Annotated in this window: 22 protein-coding genes; 9 read left to right on the forward strand and 13 right to left on the reverse strand. The window is 67.0% G+C overall.

What is annotated here, in order from left to right; all coding sequences use genetic code 11:
• Window positions 1-114: 114 nt before the first annotated feature.
• Entirely contained in the window at window positions 115-810 is a 696-nt protein-coding gene (locus tag WJU21_RS07160; protein ID WP_346322718.1) for an exopolysaccharide biosynthesis protein, read from the forward strand.
• A 1-nt stretch (window position 811) separates the two neighbouring features.
• On the opposite strand, the gene htpX is transcribed toward WJU21_RS07160, so the two are convergent.
• Window positions 812-1,669, reverse strand: a complete 858-nt coding sequence (htpX, locus tag WJU21_RS07165; RefSeq protein ID WP_346322719.1) for a zinc metalloprotease HtpX — start codon at window positions 1,667-1,669, stop codon at window positions 812-814.
• A gap of 92 nt (window positions 1,670-1,761) precedes the next feature.
• On the opposite strand from htpX, the gene WJU21_RS07170 reads away from it, so the two are divergent.
• Both WJU21_RS07170 and WJU21_RS07175 read left to right on the forward strand, forming a co-directional pair.
• Complete coding sequence (locus WJU21_RS07170) at window positions 1,762-1,920, forward strand: succinate dehydrogenase assembly factor 4 (RefSeq protein ID WP_346322720.1); 159 nt, start codon at window positions 1,762-1,764, stop codon at window positions 1,918-1,920.
• A 117-nt stretch (window positions 1,921-2,037) separates the two neighbouring features.
• Window positions 2,038-2,436: an MAPEG family protein gene (locus WJU21_RS07175; protein ID WP_346322721.1), complete on the forward strand. Its 399-nt coding sequence runs from the start codon at window positions 2,038-2,040 to the stop codon at window positions 2,434-2,436.
• A gap of 42 nt (window positions 2,437-2,478) precedes the next feature.
• On the opposite strand, the gene WJU21_RS07180 is transcribed toward WJU21_RS07175, so the two are convergent.
• The 6 genes from WJU21_RS07180 to WJU21_RS07205 form a co-directional block, all read right to left on the reverse strand.
• On the reverse strand, window positions 2,479-3,210 hold the full coding sequence (locus tag WJU21_RS07180) for a TerC family protein (RefSeq protein WP_346322722.1): 732 nt from the start codon (window positions 3,208-3,210) through the stop codon (window positions 2,479-2,481).
• Between the two features lie 18 nt (window positions 3,211-3,228).
• Entirely contained in the window at window positions 3,229-5,172 is a 1,944-nt protein-coding gene (gene acs, locus WJU21_RS07185) for an acetate--CoA ligase (protein WP_346322723.1), read from the reverse strand.
• A gap of 112 nt (window positions 5,173-5,284) precedes the next feature.
• Window positions 5,285-5,665: a Rieske (2Fe-2S) protein gene (locus WJU21_RS07190; RefSeq protein ID WP_346322724.1), complete on the reverse strand. Its 381-nt coding sequence runs from the start codon at window positions 5,663-5,665 to the stop codon at window positions 5,285-5,287.
• Window positions 5,662-6,075: an EVE domain-containing protein gene (locus WJU21_RS07195; protein ID WP_346322725.1), complete on the reverse strand. Its 414-nt coding sequence runs from the start codon at window positions 6,073-6,075 to the stop codon at window positions 5,662-5,664. The genes WJU21_RS07190 and WJU21_RS07195 overlap by 4 nt, the downstream gene beginning before the upstream one ends.
• On the reverse strand, window positions 6,075-6,374 hold the full coding sequence (locus WJU21_RS07200; protein WP_346322726.1) for a YciI family protein: 300 nt from the start codon (window positions 6,372-6,374) through the stop codon (window positions 6,075-6,077). Before WJU21_RS07200 ends, WJU21_RS07195 begins: the two co-directional genes overlap by 1 nt.
• Window positions 6,375-6,383: 9 nt before the next feature.
• Entirely contained in the window at window positions 6,384-7,388 is a 1,005-nt protein-coding gene (locus WJU21_RS07205) for an NAD(P)H-dependent glycerol-3-phosphate dehydrogenase (RefSeq protein ID WP_346323476.1), read from the reverse strand.
• Window positions 7,389-7,497: 109 nt separating this feature from the next.
• Here WJU21_RS07205 and WJU21_RS07210 point away from each other — a divergent pair, with 109 nt between their 5' ends.
• Complete coding sequence (locus tag WJU21_RS07210) at window positions 7,498-8,097, forward strand: TetR/AcrR family transcriptional regulator (protein ID WP_346322727.1); 600 nt, start codon at window positions 7,498-7,500, stop codon at window positions 8,095-8,097.
• Window position 8,098: 1 nt separating this feature from the next.
• Here the strand turns inward: WJU21_RS07210 and tsaD are convergent, their stop codons facing one another.
• A complete protein-coding gene (gene tsaD / locus WJU21_RS07215) occupies window positions 8,099-9,151 on the reverse strand; it encodes a tRNA (adenosine(37)-N6)-threonylcarbamoyltransferase complex transferase subunit TsaD (RefSeq protein ID WP_346322728.1) in 1,053 nt (350 codons plus the stop codon).
• Between the two features lie 47 nt (window positions 9,152-9,198).
• Here tsaD and hemC point away from each other — a divergent pair, with 47 nt between their 5' ends.
• Genes hemC through WJU21_RS07240 form a run of 5 tightly spaced genes read left to right on the forward strand, consistent with a single transcriptional unit; the run spans window position 9,199 to window position 15,062 of the window.
• Window positions 9,199-10,125, forward strand: a complete 927-nt coding sequence (hemC, locus tag WJU21_RS07220) for a hydroxymethylbilane synthase (RefSeq protein WP_346322729.1) — start codon at window positions 9,199-9,201, stop codon at window positions 10,123-10,125.
• Between the two features lie 2 nt (window positions 10,126-10,127).
• Window positions 10,128-10,832, forward strand: a complete 705-nt coding sequence (locus WJU21_RS07225) for a uroporphyrinogen-III synthase (RefSeq protein WP_346322730.1) — start codon at window positions 10,128-10,130, stop codon at window positions 10,830-10,832.
• Complete coding sequence (locus WJU21_RS07230) at window positions 10,829-11,866, forward strand: mitofilin family membrane protein (RefSeq protein ID WP_346322731.1); 1,038 nt, start codon at window positions 10,829-10,831, stop codon at window positions 11,864-11,866. Before WJU21_RS07225 ends, WJU21_RS07230 begins: the two co-directional genes overlap by 4 nt.
• A 29-nt stretch (window positions 11,867-11,895) precedes the next feature.
• The gene (locus tag WJU21_RS07235) at window positions 11,896-13,770 is read left to right on the forward strand and encodes a propionyl-CoA synthetase (RefSeq protein ID WP_346323477.1); all 1,875 of its coding nucleotides are present in this window, start codon (window positions 11,896-11,898) and stop codon (window positions 13,768-13,770) included.
• Window positions 13,767-15,062, forward strand: coding sequence for a heme biosynthesis HemY N-terminal domain-containing protein (locus WJU21_RS07240; protein WP_346322732.1), 1,296 nt, complete (start codon window positions 13,767-13,769; stop codon window positions 15,060-15,062). Before WJU21_RS07235 ends, WJU21_RS07240 begins: the two co-directional genes overlap by 4 nt.
• On the opposite strand, the gene WJU21_RS07245 is transcribed toward WJU21_RS07240, so the two are convergent.
• The 5 genes from WJU21_RS07245 to WJU21_RS07265 are packed head-to-tail and all read right to left on the reverse strand — an operon-like array spanning window position 15,051 to window position 20,884.
• Window positions 15,051-15,284 (reverse strand): formate dehydrogenase subunit delta, encoded by a 234-nt coding sequence (locus WJU21_RS07245; protein WP_346322733.1) that lies wholly within the window; start codon window positions 15,282-15,284, stop codon window positions 15,051-15,053. The genes WJU21_RS07240 and WJU21_RS07245 overlap by 12 nt on opposite strands.
• A complete protein-coding gene (fdhD, locus tag WJU21_RS07250; protein ID WP_346322734.1) occupies window positions 15,284-16,078 on the reverse strand; it encodes a formate dehydrogenase accessory sulfurtransferase FdhD in 795 nt (264 codons plus the stop codon). Before fdhD ends, WJU21_RS07245 begins: the two co-directional genes overlap by 1 nt.
• Window positions 16,075-18,861 carry a formate dehydrogenase subunit alpha gene (fdhF, locus tag WJU21_RS07255; RefSeq protein ID WP_346322735.1) on the reverse strand — a complete coding sequence of 929 codons (2,787 nt, stop codon included), beginning with the start codon at window positions 18,859-18,861 and terminating at the stop codon, window positions 16,075-16,077. The genes fdhD and fdhF overlap by 4 nt, the downstream gene beginning before the upstream one ends.
• Window positions 18,852-20,411 (reverse strand): NADH-ubiquinone oxidoreductase-F iron-sulfur binding region domain-containing protein, encoded by a 1,560-nt coding sequence (locus WJU21_RS07260; RefSeq protein WP_346322736.1) that lies wholly within the window; start codon window positions 20,409-20,411, stop codon window positions 18,852-18,854. The genes fdhF and WJU21_RS07260 overlap by 10 nt, the downstream gene beginning before the upstream one ends.
• Window positions 20,408-20,884 carry an NAD(P)H-dependent oxidoreductase subunit E gene (locus tag WJU21_RS07265; protein ID WP_346322737.1) on the reverse strand — a complete coding sequence of 159 codons (477 nt, stop codon included), beginning with the start codon at window positions 20,882-20,884 and terminating at the stop codon, window positions 20,408-20,410. Before WJU21_RS07265 ends, WJU21_RS07260 begins: the two co-directional genes overlap by 4 nt.
• Window positions 20,885-20,954 lie beyond the last annotated feature (70 nt).

Raw genomic sequence — 20,954 nt, forward strand, 5'->3', positions numbered from 1 at the left:
GGCGCTCTCAGTAGTCGCCGCCGCACGCCGTTTCAAGCGCTGTTTCGAGCGTCGTGAGCATTTCACGGATGCGGGCGCAGACAACGCCCGGTTGATCTGGTAAGCCTCGATTCCGTGAGCACCGACCCACCGCCCGATACAACCGAACCCGACAGCGCAACGAGGGCCGAAGCCGGCCACGCTCGGCCGCGCGGCCCCAAGCTGTCGGAGTTGCTGACCCAGATCGCCGCCGATCATCCCGACGAGCGCATTTCCATCGCCGACATTACCGTCCGGCTCGATGACCGCGCGTTCGGCGCGTTAATGTTCATCTTCGCGGTGCCCAACCTGTTGCCCACGCCGCCGGGCACGTCACTGATTCTCGGGGCGCCGCTGGTCTTCCTGGCCCTCCAGCTCGCCATCGGACGGTCGTCGCCCTGGCTGCCCCAGCTGATCTCGCGCCGTTCCCTGCTGCTGACCGATTTCGCCCGCATCGTGGCGCGTGTGGCGCCGGTCATGGCGCGGGCCGAACGCCTGATGCGGCCGCGCCTCGTGCTGCTGGCGACGCGGCCGTTCGACCAGTTCATGGGCCTGACGTGCCTGCTGCTTTCGGTCGTGCTGTTCCTGCCCATTCCGCTCGGCAACATGCCGCCGGCGCTGGCGATCTGCCTGTTCTCGCTGGCGCTGCTGGAGCGCGACGGGCTGGTCTATATCGCCGCCCTGGTGACGGCGGTGCTGTCGGTCGTGCTGATTTCCGGCGTGGTCTACGGGATGATCGTCAGCCTGATCTTCCTGCTCTCCGACGTCCTCGGGCTGGTCAAGGCCAGCTAGCTCAGCCCCAGGGGCCAGGCGCCCCTGCGCCCGCCATCGCCCTGAGCGCGGCGATGCGGTTGGCGGTGTTGGGATGGGTTGTGAACAGGCCATCCATGGCGCCGCCGTGCAGCGGGTTGATGATGAACATGTGGGCGCTGGCGGGATTCCGTTCGGCTGTGTGATTGTCGATCCGCTGCGAGCCCATCTCGAGCTTCTCGAGGGCCGAGGCAAGCCACAGCGGCCGGCCGCTGATCTCGGCACCGGCGCGGTCGGCGGCGTATTCGCGGGTGCGCGAAATCGCCATCTGCACCAGCATGGCGGCGACCGGCGCCAGGATCATCATGGCGATGGAGCCGATGATGCCCATGGGGTTGTCGCGGCTGCCGCTGGTAAACAGGGCGAAGTTGGCCAGCATGGAGATCGCGCCGGCGATGGTGGCCGTGATGGTCATGATCAGCGTGTCGCGGTTCCTGATATGACCCAGCTCATGGGCGACGACACCAGCCACCTCCTGGTGGCTCAGCAGCCGCAGCAGGCCCGTGGTCACGGCAACCGCCCCGTTTTCCGGGTTGCGCCCGGTGGCGAAGGCGTTGGGCTGGTCTTCGTCGACGATATAGAGCCTGGGCATGGGAATGCCGGCGTTCTGCGCCAGTTGCGAGACCATTTCATGCAACTCGGGCTCGGAGCGCGCGTCGACCGGCTGCGCATTGTGCATGCGCAGCAGCATCTTGTCCGAGTTCCAATAGGCGAACAGGTTCATGCCGCCCGCCACAAGCAGGGCGAGAAGCGCGCCGGCACTGCCGCCGATCAGGCCGCCGATAAACATGAACAGCGCGGTAAGCGCCGCCATCAGCAGGGTAGTGCGGAACCAGTTCATGGTGTGGTGTTGGACTCATTAATGTTGCGAACTTACCGATATGTAAGGATTGTCGGTGTCCATTCAATGAACCTCCCGACGGATTCGCGCATATGACCAAGCCCACGGAAAAGCAGCCGGAGACCAGCGCCGAGGATCCGGCGCCGCCCGCCGACACCAGGAAGAAGCCAGCCGAATTCGGCGGCCCCAAGGGACCCGAGCCGACCCGCTACGGCGACTGGGAACGCAACGGCATCATCAGCGACTTCTAGGCCGCTCCGACCCCCTGGTTTCCGATTTCGCCCGGTTGTCTTGAACACCGGACGCTCCTGGTCGTAACGTCAGTCATTGCGAGCACGCAATGACTGGGGACGAGGGAGAACCTAACCATGATCATGGCCAAACTAACCGCGCTGGTGACCGTCGCGGCGATCCTCTACATCTTCTTTCTGACCGGCAGGGTCGGCGCGCTGCGCGGCAAGACCGGCGTGGCGGCACCCGCGACCACCGGCGATCCGATCTTCGAGCGCGCATTCCGGGTGCATATGAACAGCCTGGAACAGCTGGTTGTGTTCCTGCCGGTGCTGTGGCTTTCGGTATCGGTGATCGGCGATGCCTGGAGCGGCCTGATCGGCACCGTGTGGCTGGCAGGCCGGATCGTCTATGCCTCGGCCTATATGAAGGATCCCGCCAAACGCAGCGCCGGCATGCTGATTACCATGGCGGCAACCATGACGCTGGCGGTGGTCTCGCTTATCGGTATCGGCCGCGCCTTCCTGGCGACATAGGCCCGGCGCGCCGGGCGGCGCCCGAAGGCGCCGCCCGTGCGATCACGTCTCGTGGGGCGGATGCCGGTTCGCCCGGCGCTTCTGCATCGCCAGGTTCAGCACTTCCACCATCACCGAGAAGCCGATGGCGGCATAGATGTAGCCGCGCGGCAGATGCACCCCGAAGCCATCCGCGATCAGCGCCATGCCGATCATCAGCAGGAAGCTGAGCGCCAGCATCTTGGTGGTGGGATGCTTTTGGATGAAATCCGAGATCGGGCCGGCCGCGAACAGCATCACGCCGATGGCGATGACCACCGCCGCGATCATCACCTCGATATGCTCGGCCATCCCGATCGCCGTCAGCACCGAGTCCAGCGAGAACACGATATCGAGCGCCATGATCTGCGCGATGATGAGACCGAACGCCGACGCCGCACCCAGTTTCGGTGTGTCAACGTGCCCTTCCATGGAATGGTGTATCTCGATAGTCGCCTTCACGACCAGGAAGACGCCGCCCCCGATCAGGATGATGTCGCGCCACGAGAAGGTCTGCCCCGCCAGTTCAATGAGCGGCTTTGTGAGCTTGGTCAGCCAGACGATGGCGAACAGCAGCAGCACGCGCATGATCAGCGCGCCGCCAAGCCCCAGCGTCCGCGCCCTGGCCTGTTGCTCTACCGGAAGCCGCTGCACGAGGAGGGCGATGAAGATGACGTTGTCGATACCAAGAACGATTTCCAGGATCGTCAGGGTCGCCAGCGACGCCCAGACATCCGGATTGGTCAGCAGATCCATATGGCACCCCTCATCGGTTTAGCCCTGTCTATTCAGTCGGTTATCCACCAGGTCCGATACTACAGCCGGATCAGCCAGAGTGGAAATATCCCCCAGATTGCCCGGGTCGTTCTCGGCGATCTTGCGCAGGATACGGCGCATGATCTTGCCCGAGCGCGTCTTTGGCAATCCGGGCGCGAATTGCAGCCTGTCGGGCGACGCAATCCGGCCGATTTCCTTGCCGACCCAGTCGACCAATTCCTTGCGCAGCGCCTCGCTTGGCGCGTCGCCGGCCGTCAGGGTGACATAGGCGTAGATGCCCTGCCCCTTGATATCGTGCGGATAGCCGACAACCGCCGCCTCGCTCACCCTCGGATGGGCGACCAGCGCCGACTCCACTTCGGCGGTGCCGAGGCGGTGGCCGGAAACATTGATGACGTCATCGACCCGGCCGGTGATCCAGTAGAAGCCGTCCTCGTCGCGGCGGCAGCCGTCGCCGGTGAAATACATGCCCGGATAGGCCTTGAAGTAGGTGTCGATAAAGCGTTGGTGGTCGCCATAGACCGTGCGCATCTGACCCGGCCAGGAATCGAGCAGCACCAGATTGCCACTGCCGGCGCCGTCGACGATCGTGCCGGCCGCGTCGACCAATGCCGGCTGGACGCCGAAGAACGGCCGGGTCGCCGAGCCGGGCTTCAGCGCGGTGGCGCCCGGCAGCGGCGTGATCAGGATGCCGCCGGTCTCGGTCTGCCACCAGGTGTCGACGATCGGGCAGCGGCCGTCGCCGACCACGTCGTGGTACCATTCCCAGGCTGCCGGGTTGATCGGCTCGCCGACGCTCCCCAGCAGACGCAGCGATTCCCGCGATGTCTTTTTCACCGGTCCGTCGCCTTCGCGCTCAAGGGCACGGATGGCGGTGGGCGCGGTGTAGAAGATGTTGACCTTGTGCTTGTCGATGACCTGCCAGAACCGCGACGCGTCCGGATAGGTCGGCACACCCTCGAACACCAGCGTCGTGGCGCCGTTGGCGAGCGGACCATAGACGATATAGCTGTGGCCGGTGACCCAGCCCACATCGGCCGTGCACCAGTAGATGTCACCGTCGTGATAGTCGAACACATATTGGTGGGTCATCGCCGCGAACATCAGGTAGCCGCCGGTGGTGTGCAGCACGCCTTTCGGTTTCCCGGTCGAGCCTGAGGTGTAGAGAATGAACAGCGGGTCTTCGGCGTTCATCTCCTCGGGTGGGCAGAACGGCGGCACGTGCTGGGCCTCGTCGTGATACCAGACGTCGATGTCCGGGTTGAACGCCACCTCGCCGCCGGTGTGCCGGACCACGATGACCGCCTTCACGCCCGGGCATTTCTTCACCGCCTCGTCCGTATTGGCCTTCAGCGGGATCTTCTTGCCGCCGCGCACGCCTTCGTCCGTGGTGATGATGACAGTGGATTCGCAATCCAGAATGCGGCCGGCCAGGCTGTCGGGCGAGAAACCGCCGAACACGACCGAATGCACCGCGCCGACACGGGCGCAGGCCAGCATGGCATAAACAGCCTCGGGGATCATGGGCATGTAGATGGTGACGCGGTCGCCGCGGCGGACGCCGCGCGCCTTCAGCACATTGGCGAAGCGGCAGACCTCGTCGTGCAGTTCACGGTAGGTGATATTGCGGAAGTCGGTGGGTTCGTCGCCCTCGAAAATGATGGCGGTCTGGTCGGCGCGCTTGTCGAGGTGCCGGTCGATGCAGTTGACGCTGGCGTTGAGGACCCCGTCCTCGAACCACTTGATGCTGACACTGCCTTCGAAGCTGGTGTTCTTGACCTTGGTGTAGGGCTTCATCCAGTCCAGCCGCTTGCCGTGCTCGCCCCAGAAACCATCCGGATCGGCGATCGACCGCTTGTACATCTCCTGGTACCGGGCGTCGTTCACCCAGGCCCGCTTCGCCCAGTCCTTCGAAACCGGATATACGTGATCGTCAGCCATCATGGTCTCCCTGTCCTGCCCGGCCGGATGATAGGTGGCTGGCCCACGCCCGCACAATAGCGCGCAAACGTCGTGCGACGAACCGCCGCCGGCGCGCACCACCTGCCCGGTATCATGCCACCTGCACCTCGTCGCCGCGCACCGCGATGCGCACCGGGGTCAAATATTCGCCCTTGCACGGCCCCTCGATGCACAAGCCGTCCTCGACCCGGAAGCGCGCGCCGTGATGGCCGCACTGGATGTTCTGGCCGTCGACGTCGAGGAAATGGCCGCGGCGCCAGTCCAGCGGCAGGCTCAAATGCGGGCAGACATCCCGGTAGGCGTAGACCTTGTCGTCCCACCGCTGGACGAAGATGTCGTAACGCAGCCGCCCATCGCGGAACTGGAACGCCTTCGAGCCGCGCGGCGGCAGCTCGCTGAGACGGCACAGCACGGAGCCGAAAGACGGGCCGCCGGGCACTTCGTCCAGGCTCTCGGCGCGCGGCCGCTTCACGGCGTGACGCCGCCCATGCCGCAGATGATCGTCCATTGCTCGTCGGTCACCGGCACCACGGAAAGCCGGGACTGACGCACGAGACCGAACTCGGCCATGCGCGGGTCGGCCTTGATGTCGGCGAGCGTGACCGGCTGCGGCACCGGCTTGACCGCCTTCAGATCGACGGTGACGAAGCGGCCGGTGGGATCGGTCGTGTCCGGATAGGCTTCCTTGACCACCTCGACCACGCCGACAATCCGCTTCTCGGCGACCGAATGATAGAAGAACGCCTTGTCGCCCTTCTTCATGGCTTTCAGGTTGAGGGCCGCCTGATGATTGCGTACGCCGGTCCACGATGTGGTCTTGTCGCGGACCTGGTCGTCCCACGACCACGCGCCCGGCTCGGATTTCACCAGCCAGTACGCCATCACAACTTCTCCGCCAGCACGCCCAGCGGCAGCCTGACGGCCGTGATATCGATCCGTTCGAACACGCCCTCGGTCCAGTAGGGATCGTCGAACGCCTTTTCGCGCACCGTCTCGATGTCGTCGGCCTCGACGATCAGCATGCTTCCCTTCATGTCGCCGGTGCCCTCGTCGAGCATGGGTCCGGCCAGGATCACCTTCAGCGGCGCGTTCTTGCCCCAATAGTCCAGATGGCGTGGCCGGGTGGCGGCGCGGCGTTCCTTCGAATCGGACTTGTCCGGCGCGTAGATGACGTACAGCATGGAATTCTCCTAAACGGTCTCGACCTTGAACGGGCGGCTGAGCAGGCCTTCGATCTCGTCGCCCACCGCCGCCCCGTGATTCAGCACCCGGTCCATGGCGGCGCAGATCGGCATGTCGATGTCATGCCGGGCCGCCAGCGCGGCAACGCCGCTTGCGGTATAGACGCCTTCGGCGATCGACCGGCGCTCGCCCATCACCTCGGCCAGCGTGCGGCCCTCGCCGAGCGCCTTGCCCAGCGACATGTTGCGCGACTGGATGCTGCCGCAGGTCAGCACCAGGTCGCCCAGGCCGGACAGGCCCATCAGCGTCTCGCGCCGGGCGCCCAGCGCCGCGCCGAGGCGCATGATCTCGGCGAGGCCGCGGGTGATCAGCGCCGCCGCCGCGTTGTCGCCGAGCCGCGCGCCCGCGACGATGCCCGAGGCGATGGCCAGCACGTTCTTCACCGCGCCGCCGATCTGGGCGCCGATGACGTCATGGGACTGGTAAGGCCGGAAACGGTTGTGACCCAGCGCGTCGATCAGCGACCGGGCCAGCCCGTCGTCCCGCGCCGCCAGGGTAACGGCGGTCGGCAGGTTCTTCGCCAGCTCGGCCGCGAAGGTAGGGCCGGACAATATGGCCATGTCCATGCCGGGCGCGGTATCGCCGAGCACGTCGCTCATCAGTTGCAGGGTCTTTTGTTCGATGCCCTTGGCGCAGATCACCAGCGGCGCGTCGGCGCCCGCGTCGACAACCTGGGCGCTGACCGCGCGCATGTGCTGCGCCGGGCAGACCAGAAGGATGGCGTCGGCCGCGGCAGCCTCCGCCATGTCGCCGGTGGCGCGCAGCGCCGAGTCGAGCGCCACGCCCGGCAGGTAAAGCGGATTCTCGTGGGATTCGTTGACCGCCTGGACCACCTCGGCCTCAAGCGCCCAGAGCGTCACGCGCCGGCCCGCGCGCACCGCGCTAGCTGCCAGCGCCGTCCCCCAGGCGCCTCCGCCGATGACCCCGATATGGTTCAAATCGCGTCCTCCGATACGACGTTTATGCCCGCTGCCGCAGGCCGCCGCAAGCCGCGCGCCGAGACATGCCATACCTGCCAACTCCAAGATTGCGCGGCGCACCAAGCCTCCGTAATGTCGGCCAATGGCAAGCACGCTCAAATCCATGGACGACGTCCGCCGCCGCATCCTCAACGCCGCCGGCGGCCGGTTCAGCCAATATGGCTACGGCAAGACCAACGTGGCCGAGATCGCCGCGGACTGCCGCATGTCGCCCGGCAACCTCTATCGCTATTTCAAGAACAAGGCCGATATCGCCGAAGTCATCATGCGCGAGGCCATGGACCAGGTACTGGACGAGCTGCGCTCGGTATTTGCGCTGCCGCACCTGACGATGGCCGGCCAGTTCCGTGAGTTCGTGCTGCGGGAAATGCAATTCACCTACGACCAGCTCGAGACCTATCCGACCCTGCAGGAGCAGGTCCGCGATCCGCAGGGCAAGGGCCCCATGCTGGCGCAGGAATATCTGACCCGCTCGCGCTGCCTGCTGGCCGATATCCTGAAAGCCGGCGTCGCCGCCGGCGAGTTCGCCATCGACGATCCCGACGCGGCCGCCTCCTATATCCAGGACGCGACTTTCCGGTTCCGGTATCCGCAGCTGCACAGCCAGTGCCACCTGCCCGACCTGGAGCCGCAACTGGAAGGCGTCATCCAGCTGCTGCTGACAGGCCTGCAGAAGCGATAGCTCAGGCCTTCACGCCCGCGCCCATGGCCGCCGGTGCGTCCGGGTCGAGCGGCCAGCGCGCCCTGGCCTGGGCTTCCAGCGTGTCGACCAGCCCCAGCGCGAGCCGCTCCAGTCCCGCCCATGCGATCATGGCGCCGTTGTCGGTGCACAGCGACGGCGGCGGGCAGATCATGGGAAAGCCTTCCCGCTCGCACAGCACCGTGAGGCGCGCGCGCAGATACTTGTTGGCGGCGACACCGCCCGAGATGACGAACGCGCCCTTGCCGCCGGTACGGCGCTCGAAAATCTCCATGGCGCGGCGCGACCGGTCGATCAGCACATCGGCGGCGGCGGCCTGGAAACCGGCGCATAGGTCGGCCTTGTCCTGGTCGGTGGGAACGCCGAGCTTCTCCACCTCGCGGCGGATGGCGGACTTCAGGCCCGAGAACGAGAAATGGCAATCGTCGCGGCCGATCAGCGGGCGCGGCAGATCGAAGCGCTTCGGGTCGCCGGTTTTCGCCGCCGCTTCCACCGCCGGGCCGCCGGGATAGCCCAGCCCCAGCAGCTTGGCGGTCTTGTCGAACGCCTCGCCGACCGCGTCGTCGATGGTGGTTCCGAGGCGGGTAAACTTCCCCACGCCCTCGACGATCAACAGCTGGCAATGGCCGCCCGAGACCAGCAGCAGCAGATAGGGGAACGCCACCTTGTCGGTCATCCGCACCGCCAGACCGTGGGCCTCCAGGTGATTGACGGCGACGAACGGCAGGTTATGCGCGCTGGCCACGGCCTTGGCCGTCATCAGCCCGACCATGACGCCGCCGATCAGGCCCGGCCCGGAGGTTACTGCGACGCCGTCGAGGTCGGCCCATGAGACGTCCGCCTCGTCCATGGCCTGGGCGATCAGGCCGTCCAGATGGTCGATGTGGGCACGCGCGGCAATCTCGGGCACGACACCGCCATAGGGCCGATGCTCGTCGAGCTGGCTCAGCACCACATTCGACAGAATGCCCCGCTCGCTGTCGACGACGGCGGCGGCGGTTTCGTCGCAACTGGTTTCGATGCCGAGAACGCGCACTGTCCTGACGCTTCAAGTTCCGTTCGCGGCCTGTTATAGGCACATTCATGACCGAGACAACCCGCACCATCCGCATCGGCACGCGCGGCAGCCCCCTGGCGCTTGCGCAGGCCCACGAAACCAGGAACCGGCTGCTGGCGGCGCATCCGCAGCTTCGCGACGACCAGATCGAGATCGTGGCGATCTCCACCAAGGGCGACCGGGTGCTGGACCGGCCGCTGTCCGAGTTGGGCGGCAAGGGGCTGTTCACCGAGGAAATCGAGAATGGCCTGAAGGCCGGCTCGCTGGACATCGCCGTGCATTCCATGAAGGACATGCCGACAATAATCCACGAGGGGCTGGGCATTTCGTGCCTGCTGCCGCGCGAGGATGTGCGCGACGCCTTCATCTGTCACAAGGCCGCCAGCATCGAGACGCTGGCACCGGGTATGCTGGTCGGCACCGCCTCGCTGCGCCGCCAGGCCCAGATATTGCGGCTGCGGCCGGACCTGCGGGTGGCAACTTTCCGCGGCAACGTGCAGTCCCGCCTGCGCAAGCTTGAGGAAGGCCAGGCCGACGCCACCCTGCTTGCGATGGCCGGGCTGCGGCGGCTGGGGCTGGAGCACGTGGCCGCCGGGCCCATCGACAATCTGCTGCCGGCCATCGCCCAGGGCGCCATCGGCGTCGAGGCGCGGCTGGACGACGCAGAAATGGCCCAGTTGCTGCTCGCCATCAACGACCAGGCGACCCAGCATTGCGTCAACGCCGAACGGGCGTTGCTGGCGGCACTGGACGGCTCGTGCAGGACGCCGATTGCCGGCCTGGCCACACTGGCGAATGGCCGCATCCGTCTGCGCGGCGAGATCCTGACGCCCGACGGACGCGAGTACCATTATGCCGAGCGAGAAGGCCCGGTCAGCGATGCCGCGGCGATGGGCTATGATGCAGGCGCCGAGTTGAAACGGCGCGGCGGCCCCACCTTCTTCGCGATCTGATCATGGCGCGCATCCTCGTCACACGGCCGGAGGAGGATGCAGCATCCTTCGCCGACATCCTCACCGGGCTGGGCCACCAGGTCCAGATCGAGCCGCTGTTGAGCGTGCGGCTGCGCACGGACGCGTCACTGGACACGGCCGGCGCGCAGGCGCTGCTGTTCACCAGCGCCAACGGCGTACGCGCCGCGGCACGGCTCACCGAAGAGCGCGGCCTGCCTGCCTTGTGCGTGGGCGATGCAACGGCGCGGGCGGCGCACGAGGCCGGATTCGACCGCATCGAGAGCGCCGCGGGCGATGTTCATGATCTCGCTGAGCTGGTGCGCGGCAAATGCCGGCCGGAAGCCGGGCCGCTGGTCCATGTCGCAGGCACGATCTCGGCGGGCGACCTTGCCGGCGAGTTGACGGCTTCGGGCTTCGAGGTCAGGCGCGCGGTGGTATACGAGACCGAGGCCGCCCTGCGGCTTTCCGGAGAGGCGCGCGCTGCGCTGGCGGACCGCCGGATCGACGCGGTGACGCTGTTTTCGCCGCGCACGGCGCGAACCTTTGCTAGGATCGTGCAGGAAGCGGGGCTTGCACACAGACTCGGCACGGTCGACCTGCTGTGCCTGAGCGCCGCAGTGGCGGAGACCCTCGACGCCCTGCCGAGAAGGAGATTGCTGGTGGCCGCCGAACCGACCCAGAACGCGCTGATCGAGCTGATCCAATGACCGACGTCCCACCGAGCGCCGAGAAACCGGCAAAGCCCGCCCGCAAGAAGCGGTCGATGCTGCCCTTGCTGGTTGTCGTGCTGCTGGCCGCCATGTTCGCCGCCGGCGTGCTGCTGGCGCCGCGCATCATGGCGTCGCTGCCAGGGTGGATGACCGGCGCCTCGGCACCGCTACCGGACGCCGCCGTCGCCGCGCCGGCCGAGCCCGCGGCACAATCCGCCGCGCTTCCCGCGCCCGAGGCCGAAGCGCCCGATGACCTGACCGAGCCTGAGCCGACCGCACCGGTTCCCGATGCCGGCGAACTGGCCCGCCAGGTGGCGGCGCTGGAAATCGACCTGGCCCGACTGCAGGGCGAAGTGGCGGCGGAGGCATCGACCGCCGAGGCCGTAACCTCCATGGGCAGCCAGATCGCCCACATGCTCAACCAGCTTGCCGAGCAGCAGCAGCGGCTGGCCGTGCTGGAACAGACCTCGTCCCAGACCTTGCTCAAGCCCATGACGGTGCTGGCGCTCGCGCGCCTGCGCCAGGCGGCCGAGCAGGGGGCGCCCTATGCGGGCGCGCTGGGCGGCGTGCACCGGCTGCTGGACGGCATGACACTGCCCGAGCCGGCCAGTACGGCGCTGCTGACGCTCGATGCGCACCAGAATCGGGGCGTGGTCTCGGCCATGGCCCTGCGGGACCAGTTCGCCGAGCATATCGACGACATCATCGACGCCGAATCCGCCCCGGCCGAGGCGTCGTGGTGGGACCGCACGCTGGCACGGCTGATGAACATGGTCACTGTCCGCCCGACCGGCGAGGTGAAAGGCCAGGATGCGCCGGCGATCGTCGCCCGCGCCGAAGCGGCGCTGAACCGCGGCGACGTGGACCAGGCGGCAGGCGAGCTGCAGGAATTGTCACCCGCCGCTGCGCTGGCCGCCGCCGACTGGTTGCGACAGGCACAGACCCGCCAATCGGTTCTGGCCTCGATCGACACGCTGGAGGCCGCGATCCTCGATGAGGCGGCGCCGCAGATCGAGGACGCGCCACAGTGACGCAATACGACCAGACCTATGCCCGCGCCATGGCAGACCCGGAAGGCTTCTGGGGAGACGCCGCCTCGCATATCGATTGGGTCAAGCCGTGGGACAAGGTCTTCGACGACACCGACGCTCCCTTCTACCGCTGGTTCACCGGCGGCGAGGTGAACACCTGCTACAATTGCCTGGACCGGCACGTGGCGGCGGGACGCGGTGGCCAGAAGGCGTTGATCCACGACAGTCCGATCACCGGCACGGTGAGCAGTCTCACCTACAGCGAGTTGCTGGAGCGCGTGTCGAAAGCCGCCGGCGGCCTCAAGGCGCTGGACGTGGCCAAGGGCGACCGGGTGATCATCTACATGCCGATGATTCCCGAGGCGATCATCGCCATGCTGGCCTGCGCGCGCATTGGGGCGGTCCATTCCGTGGTCTTTGGCGGGTTCGCCTCCCATGAACTGGCCAGCCGCATCGACGACGCGGAACCGAAGGTCATTCTGTCCGCCTCCTGCGGTATCGAGCCGGGCCGCGTGGTTCCCTACAAGCCGCTGCTCGATGCAGCCATCGAGATGAGCACCAGGAAACCCTCGGCCTGCGTCGTCCTGCAGCGGCCGCAGTCACAGGCCGCCCTGACCGAAGGCCGCGACCATGACTGGACCGCGTGGGAGCATGCCGCCCCGCCCGCCGATTGCGTGGCCGTCGCGGCGACCGATCCGCTCTATGTGCTCTACACGTCCGGGACGACCGGGACGCCCAAGGGCATCGTCCGCGACAATGGCGGCCACATGGTCGCACTGGCGTGGTCCATGCGCGACGTCTACGGCATGAAGCCGGGCGAGGTCTTCTGGGCGGCCAGCGACGTGGGTTGGGTCGTCGGCCATTCCTATATCTGCTACGGCCCGCTGCTGAACGGCAATACCAGCGTGCTGTTCGAGGGCAAGCCGGTGGGCACGCCGGATGCGGCCACCTATTGGCGGATCATCGAGCGGCACGGCGTGCGCGCCATGTTCACCGCGCCGACAGCGATCCGCGCCATCAGGCAGCAGGATCCCGAGGGCAAGCTGGCCAGCGACTTCGACCTGAGCGAATTCGCGACCCTGTTCGTTGCCGGCGAGCGCGGCGACCCGGACACCATCCAGTGGGCCGAGCGTACGCTGAACGTGCCGGTCATCGACCATTGGTGGCAGACCGAGACCGGCTGGCCGATCAACACCAATTTCCGTGGCCTGGGCTTCCTGCCGGTCAAATACGGCTCCCCGGCCAAGCCGTCACCCGGCTACGACGTGCAGGTGGTGGACGAGGCGGCAATGCCGGTTCGCGCCGGCCAGACCGGGGCGATCGTCATCCGCCTGCCACTGCCGCCCGGCTGTTTTCCCACATTGTGGGGGAACGACGATGCCTATGTGGAAAAGTACCTGACCGACTATCCCGGCTACTACAAGACCGGCGACGCGGGATACATCGACGAGGACGGCTATCTGTTCGTGATGAGCCGGACCGACGACGTGATCAACGTCGCCGGCCATCGGCTGTCGACGGGGGCCATCGAGGAAGTGCTGGGCGGCCATGCCGACGTGGCCGAATGCGCCTGCTTTGGCGTCGCCGATGCGCTTAAGGGACAAGCGCCCGTGGGACTGGTCGTGCTGAAGGCAGGCGTCAACCGGCCTCATCCCGAGATCGTCGCCGAACTTGTCCAGCGGGTGCGCGACCACATCGGCCCGGTCGCCGCGTTCAAGACTGCGGCCGTGGTGGCGCGTCTGCCCAAGACCCGCTCCGGCAAGATCCTGCGCGGCACCATGCAGAAAATCGCCGACGGCGACGCCTGGACCATGCCGGCCACCATTGACGACCCGGCCACACTGGACGACGTGGCGCGCGCGCTGCAATCGGTCGGCTATGCGAGGGAGGCCCAACCAGCATGATCCGGCTGCTGTTCGCCCTTGCCGTCGCGGCCGCCCTGGCGGCGGCGGGCGCGTGGGTGATGGATCACCCCGGACGGGTGGTTATCGATTTCGAGAACCACCGGCTCGACACCTCGGTCGCCATGCTGGCCATCGCCACAGCGGTACTGATGGTGCTGTCCGCGTTGCTGATGCTGCTGTGGCGCTGGATCACCACTGGCCTTTGGGAGCGCCAGAAGCTGGCACGCCACCGGCGCGGCTACAACGAACTGGCCTGGGGCCTGTCGTCGCTGATGGAAGGCGACGGCAAGCGTGCCGCCCGCCACGCCAGGAAATTCGAGGATCTGGTCGGCCAGACGGCCCTGTCCGACGTGCTCGCCGGACAGGCCGCACTTGCCGAAGGCGACATGGCGACGGCCCGCAAGCGGTTCCGGGCGCTGGAAGGCGACCGCCGCACCAAGGCGCTGGCCCTGCATGGCCTGTTCGCGGTCGATGCCGCGCAGGGCGACCAGCCGGCCATGCTGGCGACCGCGCGCCGGGCCATCGAACAACTTCCCCGCGCCGACTGGGCGCAGACCGGCCTGTTCGAGAACGCCGTGGCGCTGGCCGACTGGGCTGCCGCCGACAAGGCGCTGCTCGCCGCCTACCGGTCGAGCCGGGTGACAGAGCAGGAGTTCCGCCACCGCCGTGCCACCATCCGGCTGGCCGAGGCCCGCAAGGCCGAGACGGAAGGCCGCGGGGATGACGTACTGAAGCTGGCGCGCGAGGCGATCAAGCTGGAGCCGGCGCTGGTGCCCGCCCGGCTTATGGCCGCCGCCCAGTACCGCAAGAAGGGCGCTGTGCGCCGGGCTCGCGCCATGGTGCGCGAGGGCTGGCGGCATATGCCTCATCCGGATCTGACGGCGGCATGGCTCGACCTCGCCGACGACACCTCGCCGACGCGCCGGTACCAGCAACTCGAGGCGCTGATCGGCGACCGGACCAGCATCGATGGTCATCTCGCGCTGGGCAGGCACGCCACCGCCGCGGACCTGCCGGGACCTGCGCGCAGCCATCTGAATGCAGCGCTGGAGCTGGGTCCGCAGCGCCGGGTCTATCTGGCGCTGGAGGCGCTGGAGCAGAAACTGGGCAACGATACCGCCGCGCGGTTCGCCGCCGGCAAGGCGGCTTCCGCGCCGCGCGGTCCTGCGTGGCAATGCAGCAATTGCGGCTACCGCCAGAGCGCCTGGTCCGAACTGTGCGGCAGCTGCGGCAGCTTCGCGACGCTGGAATGGACCGCCGTCCGCAAGGAAGACGTCAGCTCAGCCGGCTGAGGCGGTCACGTCCGCCTGTTTCAGCGCCGCTACGGCGTCGATCACCAGCGGCGCCAGATCTTCGCCGCCGCTGTCCGCATGCGCGTATAACTCCCGGCGCATGCGCGGATCCCAGAAATTGCGGATATGACCGGCAATGCCCACGACGGCCTCGTCATGGCCGGACACGGCGAAGAAGTCTGCAATCTGGTTGGCCATGCGGACGATGTCGGCGCTGGCCATCAGTCCGCACCGAAGGTGACGATACCGTCCGGCGACAGGCAGGCCAGACCCATCCCCGCCTCCCTCGCCATGGACAGCGCCAGAGTCGTCGGCGCGGAGATGCTCGCCAGATAGGGCACGCCTAATGCGGCGGCCTTCTGCACCAGTTCGAAGCTGCAGCGGCTGGACAGGGCGACGAACCCATCCGCCGGATCGAGGCCGCCGCGCAGCAGCGCCCCGAGCAGCTTGTCGAGGGCGTTGTGCCGGCCTACGTCCTCGCGCACGCACCGAATATCACCCGACGGGCCGCACCACGCCGCCGCATGTACCGAATGATTCAGCCGGTTGAGCGGCTGGTGCTCCGGCAGCGCCGCCAGCGCACGTGCCGCAGCGTCCGCGCCAACCGGAAACCGCCGCGTCACGGCGCGAGGTGGCCGCACCGCATCCTCCAGCGAGTCGACACCGCACAGCCCACAGCCGGTGCGGCCGGCGATGGCGCGCTCGCGGCCGGCGCGCTCGGTCAGACGGCTCGCCCGGATGTCGATGACATAGCCGTTGGCGCTGGCGAGGACGTCAATCTTCGTGATGTCGGCGGCGGTCGGCACCATGCCTTCGCTGATTGCGAAACCGACGGCGAAATCCTCCAGATCGGCAGGCGTCACCATCATCACCACGCTCACGCCATTGTTGAACGCAAGAGCCGCCGGTACTTCTTCGGCCAGGTGCCAGCGGACGTCGCCAGTTGATTCGAGACGGCCGGAGACCATGGCGTCGCCGCCGCGAAAGCGGGGCGCGCGCCGCACCGGCGTGCTCATTCCGCCGCCTCGGCGTTCTCCTGAAGGTTCGTCCGCGTGACCTGCACGGCGGTCACCTTGTATTCGGGACAGTTCGTCGCCCAGTCGGAAAACTCGGTGGTGATGACATTGGTGCCGCTTACCGGGTGGTGGAACGTGGTGTAAACCACGCCCTGCGGCATGCGGTCGGTCACGATCGCATGCAATGCGGTGGTGCCCATTCGGCTGGCTATCATGACCCGGTCGCCGTCCGATATGCCGCGTTCCTCGGCATCGTGCGGATGGATCTCCAGAATATCCTCGGCATGCCAGATCACATTGTCGGTCCGCCGTGTCTGGGCGCCCACATTGTACTGGCTGAGGATTCGGCCGGTGGTGAGGATGAGCGGAAACATGCGGGTCGCGCGCTCCGGCGTCGGCACGAACTCGGTGACAACGAAATGGCCCTTGCCGCGCACGAAGCGGTCCAGATGCATAACCGGCGTGCCCTCGGGCGCCGCGTCGTTGCACGGCCATTGCACGCTGCCCAGCCGGTCCAGCAATTCGAAGCTGACGCCGGCGAAGGTTGGCGTCACACCGGCGATCTCGTCCATGATGGCGGATGCATTCGGGTAGCTCATCGGATAGCCCAGCGCGGTCGCGAGACGGCAGGCAACCTCCCATTCGTCGAGGCCGGTCGTCGAGGGCATCACCGGACGCACCCTGTTGATCCGCCGTTCCGCATTGGTGAAGGTGCCGTCCTTCTCGAGAAATGAGGTGCCCGGCAGGAACACGTGGGCAAAGGCCGCGGTCTCGTTCAGGAACAGGTCCTGCACCACAACGCAGTCCATGGCCTTCAGCGCGGCGGTGACGTGCTTTGTGTTCGGGTCCGACTGGGCGATATCCTCGCCCTGGACAAAGATGGCGCGGAAGCTGCCGTCGAGCGCGGCATTCAGCATGTTGGGAATGCGCAGGCCCGGCTCCCGCTCAAGCTGGATGCCCCAGACCTTCTCGAACAGGCCGCGGGCGGCGGCGTCGCTGATGTGGCGGTAGCCGGGCAATTCGTGCGGGAACGAACCCATGTCGCATGCACCCTGCACGTTGTTCTGGCCGCGCAGCGGGTTCACGCCGACGCCCTCGTGTCCGATATTGCCGGTCGCCATGGCCAGGTTCGCGAGGCCCATCACCATGGTCGAGCCCTGCGAATGCTCGGTCACGCCCAGGCCGTAATAGATGGCGCCGTTGCCGCCGCCGCCATAAAGCCGCGCCGCGTCGCGGACCAGCGCTGCCGGGACGCCGGTGGCCTCCTCGAGCATTTCTGGCGCGTTCCGCTCATGGGCGATGAAATCGGCCCAGCGGGCGAAGCTGTCGTCCTCGCAGCGCTCGCCGACGAACGCCTCGTCGACCAGTCCCTCGGTCACGATGACATGGGCCATCGCATTGATCAGGGCGACATTGCCGCCCGGCCGGACGGGCAGGTGCAGCGCCTGCGGCACATGGGGCGCGTCGATCAGGTCGATACGCCGGGGATCGACGACGATCAGCCTGGCGCCCTGGCGCAGCCGCTGCTTCATGCGCGAGGCGAACACCGGATGGCCGTCGGTGGGGTTGGCGCCGATCACCATGATGACATCGGACTTCGCCACGCTGCGGAAGTCCTGGGTGCCCGCCGAGGTGCCGAAGGTCTGCTTCAGGCCGTAGCCCGTGGGCGAATGGCAGACGCGGGCGCAGGTATCGACGTTGTTGTTGCCGAACGCGGCGCGGATCATCTTCTGCACCACGTAGACTTCCTCGTTGGTGCAGCGCGACGAGGTGATGCCGCCGATGGCGCCGCGCCCATACGTTTCCTGGATCGTCCGGAAGCGATCGGCCGTGTAGGCGATGGCCTCGTCCCAGCTCACCGCCCGCCACGGATCGGTGATGCGCTCGCGGATCATCGGGTTGAGCACCCGGTCCTGGTGCATCGCATAGCCCCAGGCGAAGCGGCCCTTGACGCAGGAATGGCCTTCATTGGCGCCGCCGTCCTTGTCCGGGACCATGCGGACCACCTCGTTCCCCTGCATCTCGGCCTTGAACGAGCAGCCGACGCCGCAATAGGCGCAGGTCGTGAGCACGCTGCGCTCGGGCTGGCCCTTCTCGATCACGGATTTCTCGATGAGCGTCGCCGTCGGGCAGGCCTGAACGCACGCGCCGCAGGACACGCATTCGGAGTCGAGGAAATCGTCGCCGCCCGGCGAAACCGCCGAGGCGAAGCCGCGCCCGTCGATGGTCAGCGCGAACGTCCCCTGCACCTCGTCGCAGGCCCGGACGCAGCGCGAACACAGGATGCACTTGGCCGGATCGAAACTGAAATAGGGGTTGCTCTCGTCCTTCGGGGCGTCGAAATGATTGGCGCCCTCATAGCCATAGCGCACCTCGCGCAGACCGACCGCGCCCGCCATGTCCTGCAACTCGCAGTCGCCGTTGGCCGCGCAGGTCAGGCAATCGAGCGGATGATCGGAGATATACAATTCCATCACGCCGCGCCGCAGATCTGCGAGCCGCTTCGTGTGGGTGCTGACCTGCATGCCCGGGGCGACGGGCGTGGTGCAGGATGCCGGCGTACCCTTGCGTCCTTCGATCTCGACCAGGCACAGCCGGCACGAGCCGAACGCTTCCAGGCTGTCGGTGGCGCAAAGCCTGGGCACGCTCACTCCCGCCTCCATGGCGGCGCGCATGACCGAGGTGCCTTCCGGCACGGTCACCGCCATGCCGTCGATCTCGAGCGTCACCGGTGCGCCGTCTCTCCCGGGCGTGCCGAAATCGGTCTCGTGGATCAGGCCCACCTGATGTCTCCCTGGGCAGCGGCCCGCTCGAAGTCGCCGGGAAAATGATACAGCGCCGTGCGCACCGGCATGGGTGTCAGCCCGCCCAGGGCACAGAGCGAGCCGTCCTTCATCAAGGTGCAGAGGTCATCGAGCAGGGCAAGGTTTTTCGCCGGCTCCACGCCTGCCGCGACACGGTCGATGACCTCGACGCCGCGCTGCGCGCCCAAGCGGCATGGCGTACACTTGCCGCACGATTCAATGGCGCAGAATTCCATGGCAAAGCGTGCCTGTTCCAGCATGTCGGCCCGGTCGTCGAACACCACCAGGCCGCCATGGCCGAGCATGAACCCGGCCTCCGCCAGCGCCTCGTAATCAGCCGGCAGGTCGAGCAGGTGCTCGGGGATATAGCCGCCCAGCGGGCCGCCCACCTGCACCGCCTTCAGCGGCCGGCCGGTCGCGGTACCGCCACCGAAATCCTCGATCAGGGTACGCAGTGTGGTGCCGAACGCCTTCTCGACCAACCCTCCGTTGCGGATGCAGCCGGCGAGCTGGAACGGCTGGGTGCCGCGCGAATGGCCCATGCCGTAATTCCGGTAAAATGCCGCACCGCGCGCAACGATCATGGGAACGGCGGCCAGCGTCAGCACGTTGTTGACCACGGTCGGCCTGCCGAACAGGCCTTCCAGCGCCGGCAGCGGCGGCTTGGCGCGGACCATGCCGCGCTTGCCTTCCAGGCTCTCGAGCATGGCGGTTTCCTCGCCACAGACATAGGCGCCCGCGCCTTCCCGAATCTCGATGTCGAAGGCCTTGCCCGACTCCCGGATGTCGCCGCCCAGCCAGCCGGCAATTCGGGCGGTTTCGATGGCCTGGCGCATCATCTGGATGGCGGCCGGATATTCCGAGCGGATGTAGATGAAGCCCTTCCCGGCGCCGACCGCCAACCCGGCGATGATCATCCCTTCGATCAACAGGAACGGGTCACCCTCCATCAGCATGCGGTCGGCAAACGTGCCGCTGTCGCCCTCGTCGGCGTTGCAGCACACATATTTCACGTCGCCGGGGGCGCCGCGCACCGTGCTCCATTTTACCCCTGCCGGAAAGCCTGCGCCGCCCCGGCCGCGCAGGCCGGATTCGGTTACCGCAGCGACGATGTCTTCCGGGGCCATGCCGAGCGCCCGCTCGAGACCCAGAAAACCGCCATGGAACCGGTAGTCGTTGATCGATCGCGGATCGACGATGCCGCACCGTTCGAACGTCAGGCGTTCCTGCTTGTGGAGCCAGGGCAGATCATCCATCAGGCCAAGGCAGGTGCGGGCCTCGACACCGATGTCGAACATTTCGGTGACGCATTCAGCCATCGTGCCCTCCGGCTGGAAACCGAAGCGTCCCTCCTGCGTCTCGAGTTCGAACATGGGTTCGAGGAAATAGAGACCGCGACTGCCGGTGCGCACGATGCGTGGTTCGATTCCGCGCCGCGCCGCTTCCGCGGTGATGGCGCGGACCAGATCGTCGGCACCGACCGAAACCGACGCCGAATCGCTCGAGACAAAAAAGGTCTCCGATTTCACTCAGCCGCTCCCAGCCGTTCCAGCACCAGGAACTCGGTTGCCCGTCCATAGAGCGCGCCATCCACCGTGACCGCCGGGGACAATGCGCAATTGCCGAGGCAATAGACGGCCTCCAGTGTAGTCGCGCCATCCGCCGTGGTCTCGCCAAGGCCGATGTCGAAGCGCCTGGAGAGTTGCTCGGTGAGGCTCCGCGACCCCATGGCCTGGCATGCTTCCGACTGACAGACCCTGACCACGTGCCGGGCGGGCGGAGCGCGGCGCAGGTCGTGATAAAAGGTCAGCACGCCGTAAACGTCGGCGTGGGAGAGGTTGAGCGCCCTGGCGACCGGCTCCAGCGCCCCGGCGGGCACATATCCGAACTCGCGCTGGATGGCCTGCAGAACGACCAGACACGCGCCCTCGACCGCCTCATGCTCCGAGAGAATGCGGCCGATCCTGCCGGCCAGGTCAACGGGCGTCTTAACAATGGTCATTCGTGCATCTACGGCCATGTACCGACCTTACAGGCGGTCAGCTTCTGCGGCACATACGTCATTTTGCCCC

The organism is Emcibacter sp. SYSU 3D8, assembly GCF_039655875.1.
Lineage (GTDB): Bacteria > Pseudomonadota > Alphaproteobacteria > SMXS01 > SMXS01 > RI-34.